This window comes from Falsiroseomonas sp. (assembly GCF_051860665.1).
In the GTDB taxonomy this organism is placed as follows: domain Bacteria; phylum Pseudomonadota; class Alphaproteobacteria; order Acetobacterales; family Acetobacteraceae; genus Falsiroseomonas.
This window is the reverse complement of sequence record NZ_JBHYDM010000009.1, coordinates 113,621-136,793: the sequence shown is the minus strand read 5'-3', so window position 1 is coordinate 136,793 and position 23,173 is coordinate 113,621. Positions and strand designations below refer to the sequence as shown.

Sequence of the window (23,173 nt, the reverse complement as noted above, 5' to 3'; positions counted from 1 at the left end):
AACATAACATGAACTGACAATACCTTTCGGATGTCCGACCCATGGAGCTGCTTCGCAAGCTCGAGATCCTGGCCGACGCCGCCAAATACGATGCCTCCTGCGCCTCCTCCGGCACCACGAAGCGCAACAGCCTGAAGGGCGGGCTCGGCAGCACGGAGGGCAGCGGCATCTGCCATGCCTATGCGCCCGATGGGCGCTGCATCTCGCTGCTGAAGCTGCTGCTGACCAATGCCTGCGTCTTCGACTGCGCCTATTGCATCAACCGCGCCTCCTCCAATACGCCGCGCGCGCGTTTCACGGTGGAGGAGGTGGTCCAGCTGACGCTGGGCTTCTACCGGCGCAATACGATCGAGGGGTTGTTCCTCTCCTCCGGCATCATCCGCTCGCCGGACTACACCATGGAACAGGTGGTGCGGGTGGCCCGCGTGCTGCGGCTGGAGCATGGGTTTCGCGGCTATATCCACCTGAAGACCATCCCCGATGCGGCGCCCGAGCTGCTGGCGGAGGCCGGGCTCTATGCCGACCGGCTGTCGATCAACATGGAGCTGCCGACCGTCGCCGGGTTGGAATCCCTGGCCCCCGACAAGGATTTTTCGCGGATTCGCCACGCCATGGCGGGGCTGCGGACCCGCATCGAGGGCGCGCAGGACGAGGCCAGGACCGCCCGGCGGGCCTTGCCAAAAAGATTCGCGCCGGCGGGGCAGAGCACGCAGATGATCGTGGGCGCCGATGGGGCGGATGACGGCGCCATCCTGGGCACGGCGACGGATCTCTATGCCGGCTACCGGATGCGGCGGGTCTACTACTCCGCCTATAGCCCGATACCCGACGCCTCCCGCCTGCTGCCGCCGGCGCCGCCGCCGCTGGTGCGGGAGCACCGCCTCTACCAGGCCGACTGGCTGCTGCGCTTCTATGGATTCTCCCGCGAGGAGATCCTGGCCGGCGGACAGGGCGGCATGCTGGACCTGGAGCTGGACCCGAAGACGGCCTGGGCGCTGCAATCGCGGGACAGCTTCCCGGTGGATTTGAACAGGGCATCTCGGGAAATGCTGCTGCGCGTGCCCGGGCTGGGGGCGAAGACGGTGCACCGGCTGATCGCGGCGCGGCGGCATACGCGGCTGCGCGTGGCCGACCTCGCCCGGCTGCGCGTCAGCCTGGCCAAGGTGTTGCCTTTCGTTGTGCTGGCGGACCATGTGCCGCGGGGGCTGGAGGGCGCCGGGCTGCGCAACCGCCTGCTGCCCGCCACCGCCTTCGCGGCCAGCGCAAGGCCCGTGCAGATGGCGCTGTTCTGATGCCCGCCCCGGCCCTGCGGCAGGGGGTGGCCGTCACCCTGCCCGGTCCGGCGGATTTTTCCGCATGGCGGCGGGCGGCGCGCGGGCTGGTGGCGGCCGAGATTCCGCCCGAGCAGGCGGAATGGCTCGTCGCCGGCGAACTGCCCGGCCTGCTGGCGCAAGCGCCCGCGCCGCCCCCCTCCGCCGCACCCTTCAGCGTGCCGCGCGCCTTCCTCGACCAGGCGGAGATCGCCATCCGCCACAGCGACCCGCAACGCTTCGCACTGCTCTACGGCCTGCTCTGGCGCCTGGTGCATGGCGAGCGCCACCTGATGCAGGCGGCGACCGACCCCGGCGTGATCCGCCTCGGCGCCCTGGTGAAGGCGGTGCGGCGCGACGCCCACAAGATGCATGCCTTCGTCCGCTTCCGCGAAGTGCAGGCCGAGGACGGGCCGCGCCACATCGCCTGGTTCGAGCCCGACCATTATATCGAGGAGGCGGAGGCGGAATTCTTCGTCCGGCGCTTCGCCAGCCTGCGCTGGTCCATCGTCACGCCGCGCCGGTCCGTGGCCTGGGATGGCACGGCGCTGTCCTTCGGCCCGGGCGGGCGGCGGGCCGATGTGCCGCCGGATGATGCGATGGAGCCGCTCTGGCGCGCCTATTACGCCAGCATCTTCAATCCCGCCCGCCTCAAGCCCGGCGCCATGCGGGCCGAGATGCCGCGCAAATACTGGCGCAACCTGCCGGAAGCGGCGGAGATTCCGCGCCTGATGGCGGAAGCGCCGCGCCGGGTGGCGGAGATGGTGGAGCGGCAGGCTTCGGCCCCCAATCCGCGCCCCCAGCTCGCGCGGCATCTTTCCGCGCCGCCGCACGTTGCCCAGGGCATGCCGACGCCGATCGACGCCCCCGCCGACCCCGCCATGGCCCTGGCCGCGCTGCGCGAGGAGCTGCTCGCCCGCCCCGACCTTCCTCCCTTCGCCGCCCGCGCCACCCAGCCGGTCTTCGGCGAGGGTCCCCTCGGCGCGGCGCTGATGTTCGTCGGCGAGCAGCCAGGGGATGAGGAGGATATCGCCGGCCGCCCCTTCGTCGGCCCGGCGGGACGCCTGCTGGACCGCGCCCTGGCCCAGGCCGGCGTGGAACGCCGCGAGGCCTATCTGACCAACGCCGTGAAACACTTCAAATTCACGCCCACGGGCAAGCGCCGCATCCACCAGTCCCCGGATGCCGGCGACATCACCTACTACCGCCCCTTCCTGGCGCGGGAGGTGGCGGCGGTGGCGCCCCGCCTGGTGGTCTCGCTGGGCGCCTCCGCGCTGACGGCGCTGACGGGCCGGAAACTTCCGGTGCTGAAGACTCGCGGGCAGGTGGTGACGGCGCTCGGCGGCCAGCCGGTCTTTGCCACGGTGCATCCCAGCTACCTGCTGCGCCTGCCGGATCCGGAGGCACAGACGGATGCCTTCGCGGCTTTCGTGGCCGATCTGCAGGCGGCGAGGGCGCACACGCAGGGGTTGTAATCGCTCAAGATATACCAGATTGTCAGCGACCTGACGGTCCTTTAACGTTCCGAAAAGTCTTCGGAGCCAGGTCGTCATGGTCGAGCGCAGCCCCTATTGGCCGGCGGAATACGCCGCTGCGGTGCGCAGCCTCTACAACAGTGTCGACAGCACGCTGACCTTTACGGCCGTCTCCGGCCAGGATGGCGCCGACCGCACAGGCCGGGTCGTCGACTTCATCCCCTCCTCGCTCGGCCTCGATTTCGTGCGGGTGCAACTGGAAGCCGGCAGCTCCTACGATTTCCGGTCCTCGGGCAGCGGCGGCACCCTTGAGCTGACCATCCTGGACTCGTCCGGCTACCTGCTGCTGCACTACGACTCCGACGGCAACTTCGGCAGCGCGATGAGCACGCTGCTGGACTTCGTGCCGGACTATTCGGGCACCTATTACCTGGGCTTTGCCTTCACCGGCACGAACTCCGGCAGCTACGAGGTCACCGGAGTCCAGGATGTCTATGCCGATGGCATCAACGGCCCGCCGCCCCGCCTCAACGTCTACCCCGTGCCGACGCAGCGGACGGAAGGCGACCAGAACGCGACCGACTTCCACGTCACCATCGAACGGAGCGGCACCCTTAGCGGCACCACCACCGCCACCTGGCGGGTGTCAGGCCAGGGCAGCCAGCCGACCGACGCGTGGGACTTCATCACCAATGGCGGGCAGGTGACCTTCGCACCGGGCGAATCCTCCAAGGTCGTGACGATCCGGGTCGCAGGCGACCTGACTGTCGAGCCGAACGAGACCTTCGTCTTCACGCTGAGCAATGCCAGCGGCGGGGCCCAGATCGGCAATGCCACCGTCGCCGGCACCATCTTCGACGACGACAGCAACCCCACCTATGTCAGCCTCGCCCCGCTGAGCACGGATTATGCGGAGGGGTCGGATGGCGGCGCCACCACCCACAGCTTCCTGGTCCAGCGCACATCCGGGGTGGGGTCCGTCCAGTTCAGCTGGCTGGTGCAGAACTTCTCCTACACCGGTGTCGATGCCTCGGACTTCGTCGGCAATGTCCTGCCCTCCGGCCTTGTGACCTTCGCCGAGGGTGAGACGCAGAAGCTGGTGACGCTGCAGCTGCGCGCCGACCGTGAGGCGGAGACGGACGAGACCTACAGCTTCCGCCTGCTGGACCTCCCTTCCGGCTACCGCTTCAGCAATAGCTCCGCCGAGATCACCGTGCGCGACGACGACTTCCCCCTGGCGCAGCTCGCCATCGGGGTGGATCAGGACAGCGTGGCGGAAGGCACGGGCGGCGGCGTGCGCGTGATCACCTTCACGGTGACGCGCAGCGGCGACCTGTCCCTGGCCAGCACCGCCGCCTGGCGTGTCGTGACCGAGGCCGGCGGGGCCGGGGCCGCCGACTTCCTGGGGGGCGTGCTGCCCTCCGGCACCGTCTCCTTCGCCGCCGGCGAGGCCACGCAGACCATCAAGGTGCGGGTGCAGCGGGATGCCGAGATCGAGGCCGATGAGCGCTTCGGCGTGGTGCTCGAATCCCCGTCCCATCGCACCAGCCTCTCGGCCGATTCGCAGGTCTGGACGACCGTGCTGGACGATGACGAGCCGGAGACCGCACCGCCGCCGACCCAGATCATCACCATCGAGGCGCTGGAGCCGGATGGTGTCCTGGAGGGTACGGGCGGCGGCACGACCATCCACCAGTTCCGCGTCACCCGCAGCCACGCGGACACTCCCACGCCGACCCTGTCCTGGACGGTTTCTCCCGGTGGCGCGAACAGTGCCGATGGCTGGGACTTCGCCTTCGACACCACGCCGTCGGGCACCATCACCTTCGAGGAAGGCGAGCTGAGCCGGCTCATCCAGTTCGAGGTCCTGCAGGACGATAGCGTCGAGCCGGACGAAACCTTCCAGGTGGGTTTCACCTCCCTGCCGGCGGGGGTCGTCTTCGCCAATACCTCCGCCACGGGCATCATCCTCACGGATGATGTGGAGCCGACCGTCTTCACCATCGCGGGAGCCCCCTCCCGGCAGGTGCTGGAAGGCACAGGCGCGGGCTGGACGCCGGTGACATTCGTGATCGTCCGCGACCAGGCCTCGGGCACCGATCAGGTGACCTGGTCGATCCTGACCGGGTTCCAGGACTCGGCGGGCTATGCCAATTCCTCGGTGGCCGATTTCGCGCCCGGCCAGGCGATGTCCGGCGTCGCGACCTTCAACCCCGGCGAAACGGAATTCACGGTCACGGTCCACATCGCCAAGGACAGCCTCGATGAGCAGGATGAAGGCTTTTTCCTTGAGCTGAATGACGGGCAGCCCCTGCCGGGTGTGGGGACCGTCGCCGCCCACGTGGCCATCCTCGATGACGACCAGCCTCCCGCCCTGCTCGATATCGCCGCGACCATCCCCGCGCGCACGGAGGGCACCAGCAGCGGCCTGACGGTGCACGAATTCGTGGTAACCCGCAGCGGCAACCTCGATATCGCCGCGACCGCCCGCTGGTCCGTGCAGGGCGAGGGCGACCAGCCGGCGAATGCGGCGGATTTCCTGGGCGGCGTGGTGCCCGGCGGCACCGTCAGCTTCGCCGCCGGCGAGGTGAGCCAGATCATCAAGGTGCGCACCCTGCGCGATGGCACCGCCGAGCAGGACGAAAGCTTCCGCGTCACCCTGCACGACGCCGGTGACGGCGTGGTGCTGTCCGATGCCAGCGCCAGCGTGACCCTGCTGGACGACGACACCCAGCGCGACAGCTACGCCATCACCCCCGCCAGCAGCAGCCGCGCGGAAGGCACCGGCAGCGGCGTCACGGTGCACGAATTCACCGTGACGCGGGAGGGTGAGCTCTCCGCCACGCAGCTCGCCTGGTCCGTCGCCGGCACCGGCCCGGCCGCGGCCGATGCCGCGGACTTCCTGGGCGGCGTGCTGCCCTCCGGCACCATCAGCTTCGCCGAGGGCCAGGACAGCCAGGTGGTGAAGGTGCGCGTGCTGCGCGATGCGACGGTGGAGGTGGACGAGGCCTTCGCCCTCACGCTCCGCGCCCCCGGCGGCCAGGTGCTGGCCACCGCCGACGCCACCATCGGCAATGACGACGCGCCGCCGCCGGCCTTCACTGCCAGCCTCGCCAGCACCGCCGCCAGCCGGGCGGAAGGCACCGGCACGGGCGTCACCGTCTACGAATACACCGTCACCCGCAGCGGCACGCTTTCGGCCGCCGAGCTGAGCTGGTCCGCCACCGGCAGCGGCCCGGCGGCCGCCAATGCCGCGGATTTCATGGGCAATGTCCTGCCCTCCGGCACCATCAGCTTCGCCGAGGGCCAGGAAAGCCAGGTGCTGAAGGTGCGCGTGCAGCGCGATGCGACGCTGGAGGCGGACGAGGCCTTCGCCATCACCCTGCGCGGCCCCGGCGGCCAGGTGCTGGCCACCGCCAGCGGCGCCATCCTGAACGACGATGCGCCGCCCTTCAGCTATGCGATCGCCCCCGGCAGCCTGAGCCAGGCCGAGGGCACGGGCAGCGGCGTCACCGTGCACAGCTTCACCGTCACCCGCCAGGGCGACCTCTCGCTGGCTTCCACCACCAACTGGTCGGTGGCCGGCTTCGGCGAGGATGCGGCGGATGCCTCTGACTTCCTCAATGGCCTGCTGCCGGGCGGCACGCTCGCCTTCGCCGCCGGCGAGGCCAGCCAGGTGGTGAAGGTCCGCGTGCTGCGGGATGGGCTGGCGGAGGCGGATGAGGGCTATGTGCTGCGCCTGCCGGGCGCCAGCGCCACCGGGCTGATCCTGGATGACGACACGGCCCGCCTCGCCACCGCGCAGGCCGACCTGCAGCTGCTCGGCTGAAAGCCGCCCCCCAAGGCAAGGCCTATGTCCATGATCGGAACTGTTGCATCGACCGATGCGCGGTTCCGGGACATGGTGCCGGGGCACCGCAACCCCGAGGACGAGATCAAGACGATGCGCAAGACCATGATGGCCGCGATGCTGGCGGGCGGCTTCATCACCCTGGCCCCGCAGCTGGCCGCGGCGCAGGCCGCCTATACCTGGCAGGGCCCGACGCTGCTGTCCTCCGGCAATACCATGAACGGTTGCCGCCTGCGCACGCCGATGGCCACCCACAGCGGCAGCCTGGGCCTGAGCAACATCTTCCTGACGGTGAGCAATACGGGCTCGCAGCCGGTGCGGATCACCGCCAATGTCGAGCTTTCGGGCAACAACAGCCGGAAGTCGGGCAGCATCAGCTCGGGCCTGATCCCCGCCGGCAGCCAGGCCGCGATCCAGGTCTTCCCGCCGGGCGGCTCGACCCGGGACGGCACGACGCTGCGGGTGACCTTCACCAGCTGCGTGGTCGGCAACTGAAGCGGCGCCGGCGGCTCAGTTCAGCCGCTGGCGCAGGTCTTCCAGCAGCACGCGCACGCGCAGCGCCTGCAGCCCCTCCGGCGCCAGCACCAGGAAGCGCTCCAGCGCCGCGATGGCGGCGCCGATGCGGTCCAGCCGCTGGTGCATCAGCCCGGCCTCGCGCCACAGGGCCGCGGCCTCGGGCGCGATGCGCAGCATGTCCTCGGTGCAGTCCAGCGCGCCGGGCAGGTCGCCGTCGCGCAGGCGGCGCACCTTGATGTTGTTCTGCAGCCGCAGCAGCACCGCGCGCTTGTCCATCGGCGCCAGGCTGTCCGGGCCAAGCTCCGCCTGGTCGCCCGCAAAGCGCTTCAATGTGGCACGCAGCGCGCGGGCATCCAGCGCCTGGCCGCCGGCGAAGACATCCACCACCACCTTGCCGCGGCCGGCCAGCGCCAGCAGGAAATGGCCCGGGAAGTCCAGGCCATGCGCTTCCCACCCCGCCGCCTCCGCCGCATGCAGCCAGAGGATGCCGAGCGCCACGGGCAGGCCGCGGCGGCGCTCCATCACCCGCAGCAGGTTCGCATTGGCCAGGTCGTCATAGGTCTCGCCATCGCCGCCATAGCCGAAGCGGCCATGGATCACCTCGGCCAGCACGGCGCGGCGGCGCTCGGCATCCCCGTCATCCGCCGCGCGGTCCGCCGCGGCGGCCTGCACCGCCTCCCGCGCCAGGGCGGTCAGGTGCTCGGCGCCGGCGCGCCAGTCCAGCCCCGGCGCATCGATGCGCGCCAGCTGCAGCGCGGCGGCGCCGAGGTCGATCTCGGCATCGGGCAGGGTGCCGATGGCGCTCAGCGCCGCCCGCGCCTCCGCCACGCCTGGGGCGGGCCCGGCCTCGCTCACGCCTCAGCCCGCCGCCGGCACCATCCGGCCCAGCGGGCGGCCGCCGAAGATATGGACATGGAAATGCGGCACCTCCTGCCCGGCATCCTCGCCCATATTGGACAGGATGCGGTAGCCCTTCGCCTCCAGCCCCAACGCCTTGGCCACGCTGCCGACGGCACGCCAGAAGCCCGCAATCTCGGCCTCGGTGGCATTGGCGGAGAAATCCGCCTGGCTGACATAGGCGCCCTTCGGGATCACCAGCACATGCACCGGCGCCTGCGGGTTGATGTCGTGGAAGGCCAGCGCATGGGCATCGTCATGCACCGTCTTCGCCGGGATCTCCCCGCGCAGGATGCGGGCGAAGATATTCTGGGGATCATAGGGCGGCAGGCCGGTCACGCGCGTCATCGTTCAGGCTCCGAAGCGTCGTCGCCCCTGTTCTGGCGAGGCCGCCTGCGAGAGGCAAGCCGGCCTCACGGCAGTTTCGTGGTCTGTGCCGCCCGCACCAGCGCCTTCGGCCGCGCCGCCTTCTCCGCGATGCCGGAAATGCCCTGGCGCCGGGCGAGCTCGGCCCAGACCTCCTCCGGCGCGATGCCGGCATCCACCCAGACGACGACCAGGTGATACAGCAGGTCCGCGCTTTCCAGCACCGTCGCGGCGCGGTTGCCCAGCGTCGCCTCGATGACGCATTCCACCGCCTCCTCGCCCAGCTTCTGCGCCACCTTGGCGGTGCCGCGCGCCAGCAGCCGGGCGGAGTGGGAGATGGCGACATCGCCGGCCGCACGCCGCGCCTCCACCGTGCGCCACAGCGCATCCAGGATGGCAGCCTCCGCCCCCTCCACCCGGAAGGGCTCCAGCGCGCCCGCGCCGGCCGCGAGCGCGCGCGGCTTGGCCAGCACCTGCGGCGCCGGGATGGAGGCGGGCAGCGGCAGGGCGGCGGCCACCTTGGCGGATTTGCGCCGCGCCTTGTCCAGCTTCGCCTTGGCGTCCAGCTTCGCCTTGGGGTCGAGCTTCGCCTTCTCCGGCTTCTGCTTGGGCGGCTTCGCCTTGGCCGCTGCCTTGACCGGCTTGGCCTTCACCTTGGGCGCCCGGGCCTTGGGGCCCTTGGCCGTCGCCGCCTGCCGCTTCACCGTCTTGGCCATCAGCCTGCCTCCGCCAGGGGTCGCACCGGCAGGCCGGCGGCCTGCAATGCCGCCTTCGCCTCCCCGATCCGCATCTGGCCGTAATGAAAGACGCTGGCCGCCAGCAGCCCGGTGGCCCCGGCCCGCGCGCCATCGACGAAATGCGACGCCTCCCCCACCCCGCCGGAGGCCACGATCGGCAGCCGCACCGCCGCCCGCACCGCGCGCAGCAGATCGAGGTCGAAGCCCGCCCTGGTGCCGTCGCGGTCCATCGAGGTCAGCAGGATCTCGCCCGCCCCGCGTTCTTCCGCCTGCCGGCACCAGTCCACGGCATCGATGCCGGTGCCGCGGCGGCCGCCATGGGTGAAGACTTCCCAGCCCCCCTTGCCATCGCCCCGCGCATCGACGGCCACCACGATCGCCTGGCTGCCAAAGGCCTCCGCGCCGCGCGTGACCAGCGCCGGATCCGCGACGGCGGAGGAATTGATGGAGATCTTGTCGGCGCCGGCCAGCAGCAGGCGGCGCATATCCTCGACGCTGCGCACGCCGCCGCCGACGGTCAGCGGGATGAAGACCTGCGCCGCGGTGCGGGAGACGACGTCCAGGATGGTGTCGCGCCCTTCGTGGGAGGCGCCGATATCCAGGAATGTGACCTCGTCCGCACCCTCCCGGTCATAGATCCGCGCCTGCTCCACCGGGTCGCCGGCATCGCGCAATTCCAGAAAATTCACGCCCTTGACGACGCGTCCGTCCTTCACGTCCAGGCATGGAATGACGCGGAGCGCCAGCATCGTCACCACTCCGCCAAGGGGTCAGGCCCGGGAGAAAAACGGCGCCGTGATTGCGCCGATGCGGCGCCTTGGTCAAGCGCGGACCTGCCCCGCCCCCCGGGCTCAAGCCTCAGGGCAGGCCATGCGCCGCGCCGATCCGCGCGTCCCAGATCCGCCCGGCTTCCAGCGCATCCTCCCAGCCCAGCGGCTGCAGCAGCGGCGCCTGCGGAGCCAGCAGCCCCGGCCGCGGCAGCATCAGCCTTGTGCCCAGCGGCAGGCTGCCCGCCGCGCGCAGATCCGCATGCAGCGTGCCCTGCGCCGCGCCCTCCACATCCAGGCGGAGGCGCGCGCCGGCATCGGCGCCGCGGCCGAAGAGCATATTGGCCTGCACCGCGGGCGAGAGCAGGTGGCGGAGCAGCGCCGCCACCACCGGGCGGCGATCCGCCGGCAGGTCGCGCGGGATGGCGGCGGAGATGCCGGCCAGCGCCCAGGCCTGGTCCGCGAAGGCCGAGGCGCCGAGATTCTCCGGCAGCAGCCCGGAGGCCCGCATCTCCAGGTCGCCAGCCACCGAGAGCACCAGCATGTCGCAGCCATCGTCGCGGAATTCCGCCGTCGCGGCCACCAGGCTGGTCGGGTAGTAGTCGATGTGGCGGTCGAGCTCGGCGAGCCAGGACCAGCTGCGGTCCCAGCCCGTCGCCGGCCGCATCGGGTCGCTATCGCCCAGCAGCCAGGGCAGGGCGCGCAGGAACAGCCGGCTGCTGGTGACCAGCGGCGGCCGGCCATAGAGGAAGCGGCCCGGATTCTCGCGCGCCCAGTCGAGCAGCTCGGCCGGGCTGCGCGGCATGCGGTCGACGCGCCCCGGGCGCCAGCCCAGCAGCGGGCCGTTCGGCCCGGCCAGGATGGGCAGGGCCAGGCCGGCAAAGCCGCGCCACAGGCTCATGGCGGCGGGGGTCACCAGCCCGTCGAGCGGGGGCAAGCCGTCGAGCGCCCAATCGGTGGCCGGTTGCCAGGCCTCGGCCTGGATGCCGGCGACGATGCCGGCATCGCCGGCGAAGACCAGGTCGATGCCGGACTGGCCGGCAGCAACCGCATCGGCCAGGTCCTCGGTGATGACGTCGACGTCGATCTGCTCCAGCGCCACGCCGCTGACGAGCCCGGGATGCGCGTTGGCGAAATCCTGCAGCAGCGGCAGCACCAGCCCCGCCCCGGTGACCTCCATCACCACCAGCGGCGGCACCGCCGGTGCCTGACCCAGCGCGGGGGCGGCCAGCAGCGTGCCGCCGAGGCCCAGCAGGCCGCGTCGCGGGAGTCCTGGCACGGGCATCATCGCAGCCGCCGCGGCGGCGAGCGCATCGGTTCGGCCTCCTCGGCCTCGTCCAGGCCCAGGAAGTTCCGCACCCGGGTGAGCATCCCGTCGCCCGGCGGGGCGGTGACGGCGCCGGGCAGGGCGGGCGCTTCCGGCCCCTCGCTGGCCGCCATGGCGGCCAGCAGGATCAGCGAGGCGCCGTAATAGTCGCTCGCGGCCGTCACCGGGATGCGCGGCGGCGGCCCGGCGCGCCCGCTGCGCCAGGCGGCGAGGTTGATCACGGCGCGGATCCCGGCATGACCGGCATAGGGCGGCATGGCGCCGCTACGCAGGTCCACCCAGGCGGGCGGGCTATGCGCCATGCCAGGTGCCGTCCAGAAGGTCACCGCGGCCTGCAGCACCGGCAGGTCCAGCCCGGCCCAGGCGACATGCAGCGGCACCCGGATCGCATCCCAGGAAAAGCGCGCCGGCCAGGCGGGCGCGGGGCGGATGTCGCCATTCGCGCGCACCTCGCTCCAATCCGGCGGCAGGCCCCAGCGGCCGAAGCGCGACCCGCCGAGGATGTCGATCCCGCCGGTCTCGAGCAGCAGCCAGCGATTGTCGGGCAGCAGGCGTGAGAGGCTGCGGAAGGCATTGAAGGCGTAGTAGGAGGGGTTCAGCACGACGCGGTCGGCCTCGAGGAAGCCGGCCGTGCCCGGCAGCAGCACCTGGCGATCGACATAGGTGGTGACGCAGAGGGTCAGCAGGTCCTGCGCGACGGCGGAGGCCGCCGCCATCATCTCGGCGCTGTCCCAGCGCAGCGCGCCGCGATGCAGCGCCCAGGCGAAGATCAGGTCGCCATCGGTGGCATTGTTCTGGTCGATCACGCCGCGCCGCGCATGCGGGTCGTAGCGCCAGGCCAGAAGGCTGTCGCCGGAGCGGCGCAGGCGGCGGTTGGACCAGCGCCACATCGCCTCGAAGGCCGGGCGGTCGTCCATCCAGGTGGCGAGCAGCATGCCATAGGACTGGCCCTCGCTATGGGAGATGCCGGCATTGCCGGTATCGACCACGCGGCCATCGCCGGCCAGGTAGCGCCGCTTGAAGGCCTCCCAATCCGCCCGCGACGGGTCGGTGGGCGCCGCCGTCACCAGGGCAGCCGGGACCACGGCGCTCGGCGCCGCGTCGCGGATCGCAGGCGCCAGCGCGAAGGTCATCATATTTACCGCGAGGTTAATTCAGGAGGTTGTGCCTCAACCCTCGCGTGTCAATGGCCGCCGGCCGGCAACTGCCGGGCGCCTCGCCGAATCAGGCGGCGGCCATGGCGATCGCCTCGGCCGGGTCGATGCGCCCGTCATAGAGTGCGCGCCCCAGGATGGCGCCGGCCACCACGCCCTCCGCCTTCAGCGCCACGATATCGTCGGTCGAGGCCACGCCGCCCGAGGCGATGACAGGGATCGGCACGGCACGGGCCAGCGCCGCCGTCGCCGTCACGTTGACACCCGTGAGCATCCCGTCGCGGGCGATGTCCGTGTAGATGATCGCGCAGGCGCCGCTCTCGGCGAAGCTGGTGGCGAGGTCGGTCGCCGTCGTCGTGCTGGTCTCGGCCCAGCCCTCGGTGGCGACAAAACCGTCCCGCGCATCGATGCCGAGTGCGACGCGGCCCGGAAAGGCGCGGCAGGCGGCGCGGGCGAAATCGGGGTCCTTCACCGCGGCCGAGCCCAGGATGATGCGGGTGACGCCAGCGGTGAGCCAGGTCTCCGCCGTCGCCATGTCCCGGATCCCGCCGCCCAGCTGCACCGAAAGCCCCGGCACCGCCGCAATGATGGCCTGCACGGCCGCCACATTGGCGGGCTTTCCTGCAAAAGCGCCGTCCAGGTCCACCACATGCACCCAGCCAAAACCGGCGCGGGCGAAGTCGGCGGCCTGGGCCGCGGGGTCGGCGTTGTAGATGGTGGCCTGCGCCATGTCGCCGCGCTTCAGCCGCACCACCTGCCCGGCCTTCAGGTCGATGGCCGGGTAGAGCGTCAGTCCCATGCGAAAATCCTATCGTCCGCCGATCAGGCTGTCCGTGGTCCGGCCGCGGCCGGGCTCCAGCAGCTTGTGGTAAAAATGCCCGGCGACGGTGCGGCCATCGACCCGCGCATAGGCCGGATGGGTGCCCCAGCGCGTGTAGCCCAGCGCCTCGAACAGCGCGATGGCGCTTTCCTGCGTCTCCCGCACGTCGAGGTTCAGCACGCGGATGCCGGCGGCGGCGGCAAATTCCTCGACGCGGGCCACCAGCTGCCGCGCCAGGCCGTAGCCGCGCGCATAGGGGGCGATATAGGCGTGGGTGAGCTGGGCGGCGAAGGCCTGGGCCTCGTTGTTGCGCGGCGGGCGCAGCAGCTGGGCGCTGCCGACCACGGTGCCGTCCAGCCGCGCGATGAACAGGCTGCGGTCCGGCACCAGCAGCACGCCGCGAAAGTGGCGGGCCAGCGCGGCGCGGTCCTGGCTCTGCACCCAGCCGAAGCCGCCACCCTCGATGATCGCGGCATTGGTCGCCTCGCAGAGGTCGGCGAGGTCGTGCGGCGTCAGCCCGGTGGTGAGCTCCACCGAAAGATCATGCGCCTCGGCCCGGGCGGGGCTCATGGCGCCCATGTCAGGAAATTCGCCAGGATGCGCAGGCCGACCAGGCTGCTTTTCTCCACATGGAACTGCGTGCCGGCCAGGTTGTCGCGCCCGATGATGGCCGCGACCGGCCCGCCATAGCTGGTGCTGGCCAGAAGCTGCGCCGGGTCGCCGCCCGACAGCGCGTAGGAATGCACGAAATAGGCATGCGCGCCGGGGGCGATGCCGGCCAGCAGCGGATGCGCCGGCTGGGCCAGGTCCAGCCCGTTCCAGCCCATCTGCGGCAGGGGCAGGGCGGTGCCATCCGTCCCGCGCGGATCCATCGGCGCGATCTCGCCGGCGATCCAGCCGAGGCCGGGCGTCACGCCATGTTCCAGCCCCCGCTCCGCCATCAGCTGCATGCCGACGCAGATTCCGAGGAAGGGTTTTTTTTCAATGATCACCGCTTCCTGCAGGGCCTCGACCATGCCGGGAAGGGCGTCCAATCCGCGGCGGCATGCGGCAAAGGCGCCCTGGCCGGGCAGCACGATGCGATCGGCGGCCCGCACATCGGCGGCTTCCGTGGTGACGGCGATCTCGGCGGGCAGGCCGGATTCGCCCGCCACCCGCTCCAGCGCGCGCAGCACGGAGGCGAGGTTGCCCGAGCCGGGGTCGACGATGGCGATCCTCATGGCGCGCTGCGCACCAGGTCGGGCCGCTGCTGCATCAGGCGGAACCAGGCGATTTCGAGATCGGGCGCGGCGACCACGCCGGCCAGCGGCTGGCCGCGCCGGGCGAGCCGGGCGCGCAGCAGGTCCCGCGCCTCGAAGCCCGCCAGCACATGCAGGGCCGGCACGACGACACCGGCCAGCACCTCCGGCAGCAGCAGGCTGGCGGCCGCGATCAGCACCAGCAGGCCCAGCGCCGCAAGCCAGAGCCGGTTCCAGGCGAACCAGAAGGGGCCGAAGATGGCCGCGGCGAGGGAAAAACCTTCCTTCACCAGCACCGGCGGGCGCGCCTTCGGCTCGGGCCAGCCCTCGGGGCCCGGCGGCGGCGGGGCTTCGGCATGGACGGTGTAGAGCTTCATCTCAGCCCTCCAGCGAACCCTTGGTCGAGGGAATTTCGCCCAGCGTCCGCGGGTCCATCTCCACCGCCATGCGCAGCGCACGGGCGACGGCCTTGAAGCAGGCCTCCGCCACATGGTGCGCGTTGGTGCCGGCCTTCAACGTCACATGCAGGGTGATCCCCGCATTGAAGGCAAAGGCGCGAAAGAATTCCTCGACCAGCTCGGTGTCGAAGCTGCCGATCTTGGGACGCTGGAAGGGCACGGACCAGGCCAGGTACGGCCGGCCCGAGATATCGATCGCGGCCTCGGCCAGCGCCTCGTCCATCGGCAGCAGGCACTGGCCGAAGCGGCGGATGCCGCGCTTGTCGCCCAAGGCCTGGCGGAGCGCCTGGCCGAGCACGATGCCCACATCCTCCACCGTGTGGTGGTCGTCGATATGAAGATCGCCCTTGGCCGCGACCGTGAGGTCGATCAGGGAATGGCGGGCGAGGGCCGTCAGCATGTGGTCGAAGAAGCCGACCCCGGTCGCGACATCGGCGCTGCCGCGGCCATCCAGGTCCAGCGTCAGGCGGATCTCGGTTTCCGAGGTGGCGCGGGCGAGGGTGGCTTGGCGCGTCATGGCGCTGCACTAGCCGATAGGGGGCGCGGGGTCCACTTGTGGCTGCGCCCCCGGCCTGGGCGGCTGCAACCCAAGTTTCACCCATTTCGCATCCTGGCGTCATCCACCGCCCCGATAAGGCGCGCCATGGCGGGCATCCAGATTTCCTCGGTGGCCAAGCGCTTCGGCGCCGTGGCCGCCCTCGACGACGTATCGCTGACGGTGGGGCAGGGCGAGTTCATCGCGCTGGTCGGCCCCTCCGGCTGCGGCAAGACCACCTTGATGCGGATCGTGGCCGGCATCGAATCGGCCGATGGCGGCCGCATCGCGGTCGGCGGGCGGGACGTGACGCAGAGCCGCGCCGCGGACCGGGACATCGCCATGGTGTTCCAGTCCTACGCCCTCTACCCGCATCTGACGGTCGCCCAGAACATCGCCGTGCCGCTGGCGATGCGGCGCCTGACCAACGCGGACCGGCTGCCGCTGCTGGGGCGCTTCCTGCCCGGCGCCGCCCGCCGCCGCGCCGCCATCGCACAGGATGTCGCCGCCGTCGCCCGGTCCCTCGGGCTGGAGGCGATGCTGGACCGCCGGCCCGGCCAGCTCTCGGGTGGCCAGCGGCAGCGCGTGGCCCTCGCCCGCGCCATCATCCGCCGCCCTGCCGCCTTCCTGATGGACGAGCCGCTGTCCAACCTCGATGCCGCTTTGCGCGTGCAGACGCGGCGGGAGATCGTCGACATCCACCGCGCCGCCGGCGTCGCCACCCTCTATGTCACGCATGACCAGACGGAGGCCCTGACCATGGCCGACCGGGTCGCGGTGATGATGGCCGGGCGCATCCTGCAGGTGGCGACGCCGGAGGAAATTTATGCGAATCCGCAGGACCTGCGGGTGGCCACCTTCATCGGCAGCCCCCGCATCAACACCCTTCCTGCCGAAGCCGGCGCCGACGGCATGGTGCGGCTGGCCGGCGAGGCGATCGGCGTGGTGGCCGCGCCCGGCCAGCTGACGCTCGCGCTGCGGCCCGAGGATCTGTGGATCGCCGAGACCGGCATCGCCGCGGTGGCCGAGGCAGTCGAATTCCTCGGCGAAAGCGTGCTGCTGCATGCCCGCCACGCCAGCGGCGCGTCGGTGATCCTGCGCCTGCCGCCCGAGGCCCCGCGCCCGCGCCCCGGCACCGCGCTGCGGCTCGGCTTCGACCCCGCCCGCGCCTTGCTCTTCGATGCTGCGGGCCGGCGCGTCGTCGCCCATGCGCCGGTGGAACGCGCCCTTGTCTGACGCCGCCCTCCCCCTCCGCCGCGCCGCACCGGTTGGCGAGGCGCTCGCCGGGCTGCTGCTGACGGCGCCGGCGGCCATCGCCTATGCGGTGATGCTGCTGCTGCCGACGCTGGCCGCGGTGGCGCTGGCTTTCACCGACTACGAGCTCGGCATGCCGGGCTTCGCCTGGATCGGCCTCGACAATTTTGCCGAGCTGCTGGCGGATCGCGGCTTTGCGGTCTCGCTGCGGAACACCGTGATCTATGTCGGCATCGTCACGCCGCTGTCGATCGCGCTCGGCCTCGGCGCGGCGCTGCTGATCGAGGCCGGCATCCGCGGGCGGGCGCTGTTTCGTGCGGTGTTCTTCCTGCCGGTCGTCTCGCTCACCGTCGCCATGGCGGCGGCCTGGCAATATCTGCTGCACCCCACCATCGGGCCGCTGAACGCGGCGCTGCGGCGCCTCGGCATCACCGATCCGCCCTTCTGGCTCTCCTCCTCCGACTGGGTGCTGGCGAGCCTCGCCGCGATCGGGGTGTGGGAGAATCTCGGCTATACCATGGTGCTGTTCCTGGCGGGGCTGACGGCGATCCCGCGCGAGCTCTACGCGGCGGCGCAGATGGATGGCGCGCGGCGCGCGACGGACCGTTTTCGCCTGGTGACCTGGCCGCTGCTCGGCCCCACCACGCTCTTCGTCGTCACCATCACGCTGATCCGCAGCGTCCGCGTCTTCGACACGGTGGCGGTGCTGACCCAGGGCGGGCCGAACCGCGCCTCCGAGGTGCTGCTCTACACCATGTACCGCGAAGGCTTTACCTATCTGCGGCTCGGCTATTCGGCGGCGATCACGCTGGTGTTCCTCGTCATCGTGCTCGGGCTGGTCTGGCTGCAAACGAAAGCCCTGGACCGGAAGATCCATTATGGATGAGCGCCGTTCCTGGCTCGCGGATGCGCCGCGGCTGCTGCTGCTGGCCCTGCTCGGGCTGCTGGTGCTGGCGCCCTATGTCTGGATGGTCTCGGCCAGCCTGAAGCCGCTGGACGAGCTGTTCCGCGCCAGCCTGGCGCTATGGCCCGAACGTTTTTTCGCCGTTGAGAACTACGGCAAAGTCTTCGCCCGGGTGCCGGTGTTCCAGTACATCTGGAACGGCATCGTGGTCTGCGCGGGCATCCTGGCCTTCCAGCTGCTCTTCGCCGTTCCGGCCGGCTATGCGCTGGCAAAACTGCGCTTCCCGGGACGGGACATCGCCTTCGGCGCGGTGATGCTGGGCCTGCTGGTGCCGCCGCATGTGCCGGCACTGCCGCTCTATGTCGGCTTCAGCCAGCTCGGCCTGCTGAACACCTACGCCGCGCTGATCCTGCCTTTCACCATCTCCGTCTTCGCCATCTTCCTGTTCCGCCAATTCTTCAAGGCGCTGCCGGATGAGCTGATCCACGCCGCGCGGCTGGATGGCATGTCGGAGGCCGGGATTGTCTGGCGCGTCGTGCTGCCCAATGCCTGGCCGGCGGCGACCGCCTTCGCGATCTTCTCCGTCGTCGCGCATTGGAACGACCTGTTCTGGCCGCTGATCGTGGTGGAGGGGCCGTCCCGCGCCACCCCCGCACTCGGCGTGCTGTTCTTCCGCTCCGACGAGGCCGGCGACGATTTCGCTGCCCTGATGGCCGCCGCCGTGATCATGACGGCGCCGCTGGTGCTGGCCTTCCTCTTCGCCCAGCGCCGCTTCGTCGAGGGCATCGCCACCACCGGCCTCAAGGGCTGATTCTTTGTCCATTGGAGACACGCGCATGATCGACCGCCGCTCGCTTCTCACCCTCGGCGCTGGCCTGCTTGCCGCACCTGCGCTGCGTGCGCAGACCAATGCGGAGATCACAGTCCATTACGCGCAGCCGCAGATCTACAAGGAATGCTACGATGCGATCGCCGCGGAATTCGCCAGGCGCGAGCCGGGCATCCGCATCAACTTCATCACCACGCCGAACTACGAGGAAGGCACCCAGCTGGTGCTGCGCCAGGCGGCGACGAACCAGCTGCCGGACCTGTCCTACCAGGGCTTCAACCGCCTGCGCGTCTTCGCCGAGCGCGGCATCGCGCAGGACCTGGCGCCGCTGCTGACGCGGGACGGTGACCCGGCCGCGCAGGGCTACACGCCGAGCCTGCTGGCACTGGCGCATTTCGGTGGCTTCCAGTCGGGCCTCGCCTTCGCCGCCTCGAACCCGATTTCCTACTACAATGCCGACCTGTTCCGCCGCCTCGGCGTCGATCCGGACCCGGCGGCCTTCCCGAAGACCTGGGACGCGGTGATCGCGCTCGCCGCGCGCATCGAGTCCGAGCGCAGCGGCACCAACGGCATGTGGTACCAGTGGCTCGGCGACGACTGGATGTTCTCCGCCCTGCTGTTCAGCCATGGCGCGCGGATGCTGACGCCGGATGAGCGCGATGTCGGCTTCGCCGGCCCGGAAGGCCTCGCCAGCCTGCGCCTGCTGCGCCGCATGGTGACGGAGGGCGGCATGCCCAACCTGAACGCCACCACCGCGCTGCAGGCCTTCGCCGCCGGCAAGCTCGGCATGCGCTTTGGCAGCACCGCCTTCCTGCGCAACATGATCCAGTCCACCGGCCGCAACTTTGAGCTGCGCACCGCGCACTTCCCGCAGGTGGCGGCCGACGGCAAGCTGCCGACGGGCGGCGCCGCCGGCATGCTGACGGCGCGTGATGCGACGAAGCGCGAAGCCGCCTGGAAGTTCCTGCGCTTCTCCACCAGCGCGGAGGGCACGGCGCTGATGGCGAAGAACACCGGCTATGTGCCCGTGAACCAGATCGCGATCGACGACCCGCGCCACCTCGGCGAGTTCTACCGCGAGAACCCGCTCTTCCGCACCGCGACCGAGCAGGTGGACCGCATGATCCCCTGGTATGCCTTCCCGGGCACGCAGAGCGTCCGCGTGACGCAGGTGATGGTGGACAACATGGCGCGCGTGGTCGAGGGCCAGGCGACCCCCGAGGTGGTGCTGCCCGAGATGGCCGCCGAGGTCCGCCGCCTGCTGCCGCGCCGGAGCTGACCAGGTGCCGTCGATCCTGCAGCTCAGCGACGCGCATCTCTCGCCGCGGAACGACCTGTTCCGCGGCAACCTTGCCCGGATTCACGCCATGGCGATGGCCTCGCCGCCGGATCTGGTCGTGGCCTCCGGCGACCTGTCGCTGGATGGCGCGGATCATGACGAGGATCTGGCGCTGGCCGCCGCACTGCACGGCGCCTTCCCGGCGCCGCTGCTGGCGCTGCCCGGCAACCACGACACCGGCAGCCACCCCCACACCATGCCGCGCCAGCCTTTTGACAGCGCGCGGCTGGATCGGTTCCGCGCCCATTGCGGGCCCGGCCGCGGGCTGGTGGACCTGCCGGGTTGGCGCGTCATCGGCCTGAATTCCGAGGTGATGGGCACCGGCCAAGCGGAGGAATCGGCGCAGGCCGATTTCATCGCGGAAGCGGCGGCCGGCGCCGGCGATCGGCGCATCGCGCTGTTCCTGCACAAGCCGGTCTTCGTGACGGAATTTGCCGACCCGACCTTCGACTATTGGTCGGTCCCTCCGCAGGCCCGCGCCGCGCTGTTGCCGGTGCTGGAGCATCCCGGGCTGCGGCTGGTCGCCTCCGGCCATCTGCACCTGCACCGCCAGGTGATGCTGGGCCGCGTCAGCTATGCCTGGGCCCCGCCGCTGTCCTTCATCGTGCACCCGTCCGAACAGCCCGGCCTGCCCGGCGCAAGGGTGTGTGGGGCGCTGCTGCACCACCTGCATGAGGATCATGTTGAGACGGTGCTGCTTGCGCCCGAGGGGATGGAGACGCCGGACCTCGACGCGCTGCGGGCGCAGACCTACCCGCGCGCCGCCGCATAGGGCGCCCGGGGTGGGGTGGCTTGCCGCGGGCCCCGCCCCGCGCCATCTGGGCTGGATGCACGCGACACACGCACCTCCCTCCTCCGGTCACGACCCCCTGGGCTGGCACGGCACCACCATCCTCTGCGTCCGCAAGGACGGACGCGTCGCCATGGCCGGCGATGGCCAGGTCTCGCTCGGGCAGACCGTGGTCAAGGGCAATGCCCGGAAAGTCCGCCGCATCGCACAGGGCAAGGTCCTGGCCGGTTTCGCCGGCGCCACGGCGGATGCCTTCACCCTGCTGGAACGCCTCGAAGCCAAGCTGGAGCGCTTCCCGGACCAGCTGGAGCGCGCCTGCGTCGAGCTCGCCAAGGACTGGCGCACCGACCGCTACCTGCGGCGGCTGGAGGCGCTGCTGGCCGTCGCCGACGGCAAGCGCAGCCTGCTGCTGACCGGCCAGGGCGATGTGCTGGAGCCGGAGGACGCCATCATCGGCATCGGCTCCGGCGGCAATTTCGCCTTGGCCGCGGCGCGCGCCCTGCTGCCGGTGGATGGGCTCTCGGCCGAGGAGATCGCCAAGCGGTCCATGGCCATCGCGGCCGGCATCTGTGTCTACACCAACGGCAATATCGTGCTGGAGACCATCGAATCGTGACGGAAACCGTGAATCTTTCCCCGCGGGAAATCGTCAGCGAGCTCGACCGCCACATCGTCGGCCAGAACGACGCCAAGCGCGCGGTCGCCATCGCGCTGCGCAACCGCTGGCGGCGCCAGCAGCTTCCCGCGGGCCTGCGGGAGGAGGTGGTGCCGAAGAACATCCTGATGATCGGGCCCACCGGCTGCGGCAAGACGGAGATCGCGCGCCGCCTGGCGCGGCTCGCCAATGCCCCCTTCCTGAAGGTGGAGGCCACGAAGTTCACCGAGGTCGGCTATGTCGGCCGCGACGTGGAAAGCATCATCCGCGATCTGATCGAGGTCAGCATCACCCAGACGCGCGACCAGTCCCGCAAGGCCGTGCAGGCCAAGGCCGAGCTGAATGCCGAGGAGCGGCTGGTGACGGCGCTGGTGGGCGAGGGCGCCGCCGGCGAAACCCGCCAGAAATTCCGCCGCATGCTGCGCGAGGGCAGCCTGGAGACGCGCGAGATCGAGGTGCAGGTGGCCGAGCAGGCCGCGCCCATCGGCATGATGGACATGCCCGGCATGCCCCCGCAAATGGGGAACATGCAGGAGATGCTGGGCAAGATGTTCGGCGGGCGGACGAAGCCGCGCAAGATGCAGGTGGCGGAAGCCCGCCAGCACCTGATCAAGGACGAGGCCGACAAGCTGCTGGACCAGGAGGCGCTGACCCGCGAGGCGATCTCCAATGCCGAGAACAACGGCATCGTCTTCATCGACGAGATCGACAAGGTCTGCGCCCGCACCGGCGAGGGCGGCGTGCGCGGCGGCGACGTGTCGCGCGAGGGCGTGCAGCGGGATCTTCTCCCCCTCATCGAGGGCACGACGGTGACGACCAAGCATGGCCCGGTGAAGACCGACCATATCCTGTTCATCACCTCCGGCGCCTTCCACCAGGCCAAGCCGAGCGACCTGCTGCCGGAGTTGCAGGGCCGCCTGCCGATCCGGGTGGAACTGTCGGCCCTGACGCGGGAGGATTTCCGCCGCATCCTGACGGAGCCCGAGCATTCATTGGTAAAACAGTATATCGCGCTGCTGGGGACGGAGGGTGTCACGCTCGACATCACCGAGGGCGCGACGGATGCCATCGCGGACCTGGCCGCCGAGATCAACGCGACGGTGGAGAACATTGGCGCCCGGCGCCTGGCCACGGTGATGGAGCGGCTGCTGGACGAGATCTCCTTCACCGCCTCGGACCGGGGCGGGGAGAGCATCTCGGTGGATGCCGAGCTGGTGCGGACCCGCGTGGCGCCGCTGGCGGGGAATGCGGATCTGTCGAAGTTCATCCTGTAGCCCCGGAAGTGGACACAGGACCGGGCGGCCTGTTATAACCGCCGTATCAACGGAGGGCTCGACATGGCCACCCTGAAGCTGCGCTCCATCGGCAATTCTGTCGGCGTCGTCCTGCCGAAGGAGATGCTTGCGAAGCTCGACCTGCAGGAAGGCGATACGCTGGAGGTCGTGAACACGCCCGAGGGCTTCATGCTGATGGCCGTAAATCCGGAGGAGGCCGAGCAGCTTCGGGTCGGACGCGAAGTGATGAAGCGCTATCGCAACGTGCTGCGCGAACTCGCTAAATGAAGGAGCCGATCTGGCTGTCGCGCCAGATCCTGATGATTCTGCATCAGGAAGGGCTGGGCGCGCATGGTGGGCTGCCTGGCCTCCGCGACACGAACCTGCTCGACAGCGCGCTGGCCAAGGCGCCGAACCGCTACGCTTATGAAAGCGAGACGGATATCTTTCGTCTCGCCACGGCCTATGCCACTGGCATCGCCCGCAACCACCCCTTCGCCGACGGCAACAAGCGCGCCGCCTTCATCGCCGCGGTCACCTTTCTGCATCTGAATGGGCAGTGGGTGGACGCGCCCGATGGTGAGGCCGTGGCGGCCATGGTGGACCTGGCCTCGGGTGACCTGCCGGAAGAAGGCTTCTGCGCCTGGTTGCGTGATCGCAGCAGCCCGCGCAGTTGAA

24 protein-coding genes are annotated in these 23,173 nt (G+C 70.6%); 13 read left to right on the top strand and 11 right to left on the bottom strand.

Translation table 11 applies throughout. The annotated features are described in order from the left end of the window. Window positions 1-41: 41 nt before the first annotated feature. The 4 genes from ACTIF1_RS12110 to ACTIF1_RS12095 all read left to right on the top strand — a co-directional run bounded on the left by ACTIF1_RS12110 (window position 42) and on the right by ACTIF1_RS12095 (window position 7,130). Window positions 42-1,292, top strand: a complete 1,251-nt coding sequence (locus ACTIF1_RS12110) for a putative DNA modification/repair radical SAM protein (RefSeq protein WP_439596676.1) — start codon at window positions 42-44, stop codon at window positions 1,290-1,292. Continuing rightward, window positions 1,292-2,785 carry a UdgX family uracil-DNA binding protein gene (locus ACTIF1_RS12105; RefSeq protein ID WP_439596675.1) on the top strand — a complete coding sequence of 498 codons (1,494 nt, stop codon included), beginning with the start codon at window positions 1,292-1,294 and terminating at the stop codon, window positions 2,783-2,785. The genes ACTIF1_RS12110 and ACTIF1_RS12105 overlap by 1 nt, the downstream gene beginning before the upstream one ends. 76 nt (window positions 2,786-2,861) lie before the next feature. Then, entirely contained in the window at window positions 2,862-6,614 is a 3,753-nt protein-coding gene (locus ACTIF1_RS12100) for a Calx-beta domain-containing protein (protein WP_439596674.1), read from the top strand. Between the two features lie 30 nt (window positions 6,615-6,644). Further along, window positions 6,645-7,130, top strand: a complete 486-nt coding sequence (locus ACTIF1_RS12095; RefSeq protein WP_439596673.1) for a hypothetical protein — start codon at window positions 6,645-6,647, stop codon at window positions 7,128-7,130. 15 nt (window positions 7,131-7,145) lie between these two features. On the opposite strand, the gene ACTIF1_RS12090 is transcribed toward ACTIF1_RS12095, so the two are convergent. The 11 genes from ACTIF1_RS12090 to hisB form a co-directional block, all read right to left on the bottom strand. Continuing rightward, complete coding sequence (locus tag ACTIF1_RS12090; RefSeq protein ID WP_439596672.1) at window positions 7,146-8,006, bottom strand: SirB1 family protein; 861 nt, start codon at window positions 8,004-8,006, stop codon at window positions 7,146-7,148. A 3-nt stretch (window positions 8,007-8,009) separates the two neighbouring features. After that, complete coding sequence (locus ACTIF1_RS12085) at window positions 8,010-8,396, bottom strand: histidine triad nucleotide-binding protein (RefSeq protein WP_439596671.1); 387 nt, start codon at window positions 8,394-8,396, stop codon at window positions 8,010-8,012. A gap of 65 nt (window positions 8,397-8,461) precedes the next feature. Continuing rightward, a complete protein-coding gene (locus tag ACTIF1_RS12080; protein WP_439596670.1) occupies window positions 8,462-9,130 on the bottom strand; it encodes a phosphoribosyl-ATP diphosphatase in 669 nt (222 codons plus the stop codon). Then, window positions 9,130-9,900: an imidazole glycerol phosphate synthase subunit HisF gene (hisF, locus tag ACTIF1_RS12075; protein WP_439596669.1), complete on the bottom strand. Its 771-nt coding sequence runs from the start codon at window positions 9,898-9,900 to the stop codon at window positions 9,130-9,132. The genes ACTIF1_RS12080 and hisF overlap by 1 nt, the downstream gene beginning before the upstream one ends. A gap of 109 nt (window positions 9,901-10,009) precedes the next feature. After that, window positions 10,010-11,197 (bottom strand): extracellular solute-binding protein, encoded by a 1,188-nt coding sequence (locus ACTIF1_RS12070; protein ID WP_439596668.1) that lies wholly within the window; start codon window positions 11,195-11,197, stop codon window positions 10,010-10,012. Between the two features lie 5 nt (window positions 11,198-11,202). Beyond that, the gene (locus tag ACTIF1_RS12065) at window positions 11,203-12,378 is read right to left on the bottom strand and encodes a glycosyl hydrolase family 8 (RefSeq protein ID WP_439596667.1); all 1,176 of its coding nucleotides are present in this window, start codon (window positions 12,376-12,378) and stop codon (window positions 11,203-11,205) included. 91 nt (window positions 12,379-12,469) lie between these two features. Beyond that, window positions 12,470-13,198 carry a 1-(5-phosphoribosyl)-5-[(5-phosphoribosylamino)methylideneamino]imidazole-4-carboxamide isomerase gene (gene hisA, locus ACTIF1_RS12060; RefSeq protein WP_439596666.1) on the bottom strand — a complete coding sequence of 243 codons (729 nt, stop codon included), beginning with the start codon at window positions 13,196-13,198 and terminating at the stop codon, window positions 12,470-12,472. A 9-nt stretch (window positions 13,199-13,207) separates the two neighbouring features. Further along, window positions 13,208-13,789, bottom strand: coding sequence for a GNAT family N-acetyltransferase (locus ACTIF1_RS12055; RefSeq protein WP_439596665.1), 582 nt, complete (start codon window positions 13,787-13,789; stop codon window positions 13,208-13,210). Further along, on the bottom strand, window positions 13,786-14,439 hold the full coding sequence (gene hisH, locus ACTIF1_RS12050; protein WP_439596664.1) for an imidazole glycerol phosphate synthase subunit HisH: 654 nt from the start codon (window positions 14,437-14,439) through the stop codon (window positions 13,786-13,788). The genes ACTIF1_RS12055 and hisH overlap by 4 nt, the downstream gene beginning before the upstream one ends. Beyond that, window positions 14,436-14,834, bottom strand: coding sequence for a DUF2628 domain-containing protein (locus ACTIF1_RS12045; protein WP_439596663.1), 399 nt, complete (start codon window positions 14,832-14,834; stop codon window positions 14,436-14,438). The genes hisH and ACTIF1_RS12045 overlap by 4 nt, the downstream gene beginning before the upstream one ends. A gap of 1 nt (window position 14,835) precedes the next feature. Continuing rightward, window positions 14,836-15,432, bottom strand: coding sequence for an imidazoleglycerol-phosphate dehydratase HisB (gene hisB / locus ACTIF1_RS12040; RefSeq protein WP_439596662.1), 597 nt, complete (start codon window positions 15,430-15,432; stop codon window positions 14,836-14,838). A 126-nt stretch (window positions 15,433-15,558) separates the two neighbouring features. Between hisB and ACTIF1_RS12035 the strand changes: the two genes are divergently transcribed. The 9 genes from ACTIF1_RS12035 (at window position 15,559) to ACTIF1_RS11995 (ending at window position 23,172) form a co-directional block, all read left to right on the top strand. Continuing rightward, a complete protein-coding gene (locus ACTIF1_RS12035; RefSeq protein ID WP_439596661.1) occupies window positions 15,559-16,686 on the top strand; it encodes an ABC transporter ATP-binding protein in 1,128 nt (375 codons plus the stop codon). Next, window positions 16,679-17,590, top strand: a complete 912-nt coding sequence (locus tag ACTIF1_RS12030; RefSeq protein ID WP_439596660.1) for a carbohydrate ABC transporter permease — start codon at window positions 16,679-16,681, stop codon at window positions 17,588-17,590. Before ACTIF1_RS12035 ends, ACTIF1_RS12030 begins: the two co-directional genes overlap by 8 nt. After that, on the top strand, window positions 17,583-18,419 hold the full coding sequence (locus tag ACTIF1_RS12025) for a carbohydrate ABC transporter permease (protein WP_439596659.1): 837 nt from the start codon (window positions 17,583-17,585) through the stop codon (window positions 18,417-18,419). Before ACTIF1_RS12030 ends, ACTIF1_RS12025 begins: the two co-directional genes overlap by 8 nt. A 25-nt stretch (window positions 18,420-18,444) precedes the next feature. Next, window positions 18,445-19,716: an ABC transporter substrate-binding protein gene (locus tag ACTIF1_RS12020; RefSeq protein WP_439596658.1), complete on the top strand. Its 1,272-nt coding sequence runs from the start codon at window positions 18,445-18,447 to the stop codon at window positions 19,714-19,716. 4 nt (window positions 19,717-19,720) lie between these two features. Then, on the top strand, window positions 19,721-20,548 hold the full coding sequence (locus tag ACTIF1_RS12015; protein ID WP_439596657.1) for a metallophosphoesterase family protein: 828 nt from the start codon (window positions 19,721-19,723) through the stop codon (window positions 20,546-20,548). A gap of 55 nt (window positions 20,549-20,603) precedes the next feature. Beyond that, on the top strand, window positions 20,604-21,182 hold the full coding sequence (hslV, locus tag ACTIF1_RS12010) for an ATP-dependent protease subunit HslV (protein ID WP_439596656.1): 579 nt from the start codon (window positions 20,604-20,606) through the stop codon (window positions 21,180-21,182). Beyond that, window positions 21,179-22,495 carry an ATP-dependent protease ATPase subunit HslU gene (gene hslU / locus ACTIF1_RS12005; RefSeq protein ID WP_439596655.1) on the top strand — a complete coding sequence of 439 codons (1,317 nt, stop codon included), beginning with the start codon at window positions 21,179-21,181 and terminating at the stop codon, window positions 22,493-22,495. The genes hslV and hslU overlap by 4 nt, the downstream gene beginning before the upstream one ends. A 63-nt stretch (window positions 22,496-22,558) precedes the next feature. After that, window positions 22,559-22,783, top strand: a complete 225-nt coding sequence (locus ACTIF1_RS12000) for an AbrB/MazE/SpoVT family DNA-binding domain-containing protein (protein ID WP_439596654.1) — start codon at window positions 22,559-22,561, stop codon at window positions 22,781-22,783. Continuing rightward, on the top strand, window positions 22,780-23,172 hold the full coding sequence (locus ACTIF1_RS11995; RefSeq protein WP_439596653.1) for a type II toxin-antitoxin system death-on-curing family toxin: 393 nt from the start codon (window positions 22,780-22,782) through the stop codon (window positions 23,170-23,172). The genes ACTIF1_RS12000 and ACTIF1_RS11995 overlap by 4 nt, the downstream gene beginning before the upstream one ends. Window position 23,173: the final 1 nt, after the last annotated feature.

Coding starts and splice junctions, on each gene's coding strand:
- ACTIF1_RS12110 (WP_439596676.1), top strand. CDS start 42: ATGGAGCTGCTTCGCAAGCTCGAGATCCTGGCCGACGCCGCCAAATAC.
- ACTIF1_RS12105 (WP_439596675.1), top strand. CDS start 1,292: ATGCCCGCCCCGGCCCTGCGGCAGGGGGTGGCCGTCACCCTGCCCGGT.
- ACTIF1_RS12100 (WP_439596674.1), top strand. CDS start 2,862: ATGGTCGAGCGCAGCCCCTATTGGCCGGCGGAATACGCCGCTGCGGTG.
- ACTIF1_RS12095 (WP_439596673.1), top strand. CDS start 6,645: ATGATCGGAACTGTTGCATCGACCGATGCGCGGTTCCGGGACATGGTG.
- ACTIF1_RS12085 (WP_439596671.1), bottom strand. CDS start 8,396: ATGACGCGCGTGACCGGCCTGCCGCCCTATGATCCCCAGAATATCTTC.
- ACTIF1_RS12080 (WP_439596670.1), bottom strand. CDS start 9,130: ATGGCCAAGACGGTGAAGCGGCAGGCGGCGACGGCCAAGGGCCCCAAG.
- hisF (WP_439596669.1), bottom strand. CDS start 9,900: ATGCTGGCGCTCCGCGTCATTCCATGCCTGGACGTGAAGGACGGACGC.
- ACTIF1_RS12065 (WP_439596667.1), bottom strand. CDS start 12,378: ATGACCTTCGCGCTGGCGCCTGCGATCCGCGACGCGGCGCCGAGCGCC.
- hisA (WP_439596666.1), bottom strand. CDS start 13,198: ATGGGACTGACGCTCTACCCGGCCATCGACCTGAAGGCCGGGCAGGTG.
- ACTIF1_RS12055 (WP_439596665.1), bottom strand. CDS start 13,789: ATGAGCCCCGCCCGGGCCGAGGCGCATGATCTTTCGGTGGAGCTCACC.
- hisH (WP_439596664.1), bottom strand. CDS start 14,439: ATGAGGATCGCCATCGTCGACCCCGGCTCGGGCAACCTCGCCTCCGTG.
- ACTIF1_RS12045 (WP_439596663.1), bottom strand. CDS start 14,834: ATGAAGCTCTACACCGTCCATGCCGAAGCCCCGCCGCCGCCGGGCCCC.
- hisB (WP_439596662.1), bottom strand. CDS start 15,432: ATGACGCGCCAAGCCACCCTCGCCCGCGCCACCTCGGAAACCGAGATC.
- ACTIF1_RS12035 (WP_439596661.1), top strand. CDS start 15,559: ATGGCGGGCATCCAGATTTCCTCGGTGGCCAAGCGCTTCGGCGCCGTG.
- ACTIF1_RS12025 (WP_439596659.1), top strand. CDS start 17,583: ATGGATGAGCGCCGTTCCTGGCTCGCGGATGCGCCGCGGCTGCTGCTG.
- ACTIF1_RS12020 (WP_439596658.1), top strand. CDS start 18,445: ATGATCGACCGCCGCTCGCTTCTCACCCTCGGCGCTGGCCTGCTTGCC.
- hslV (WP_439596656.1), top strand. CDS start 20,604: ATGCACGCGACACACGCACCTCCCTCCTCCGGTCACGACCCCCTGGGC.
- ACTIF1_RS12000 (WP_439596654.1), top strand. CDS start 22,559: ATGGCCACCCTGAAGCTGCGCTCCATCGGCAATTCTGTCGGCGTCGTC.
- ACTIF1_RS11995 (WP_439596653.1), top strand. CDS start 22,780: ATGAAGGAGCCGATCTGGCTGTCGCGCCAGATCCTGATGATTCTGCAT.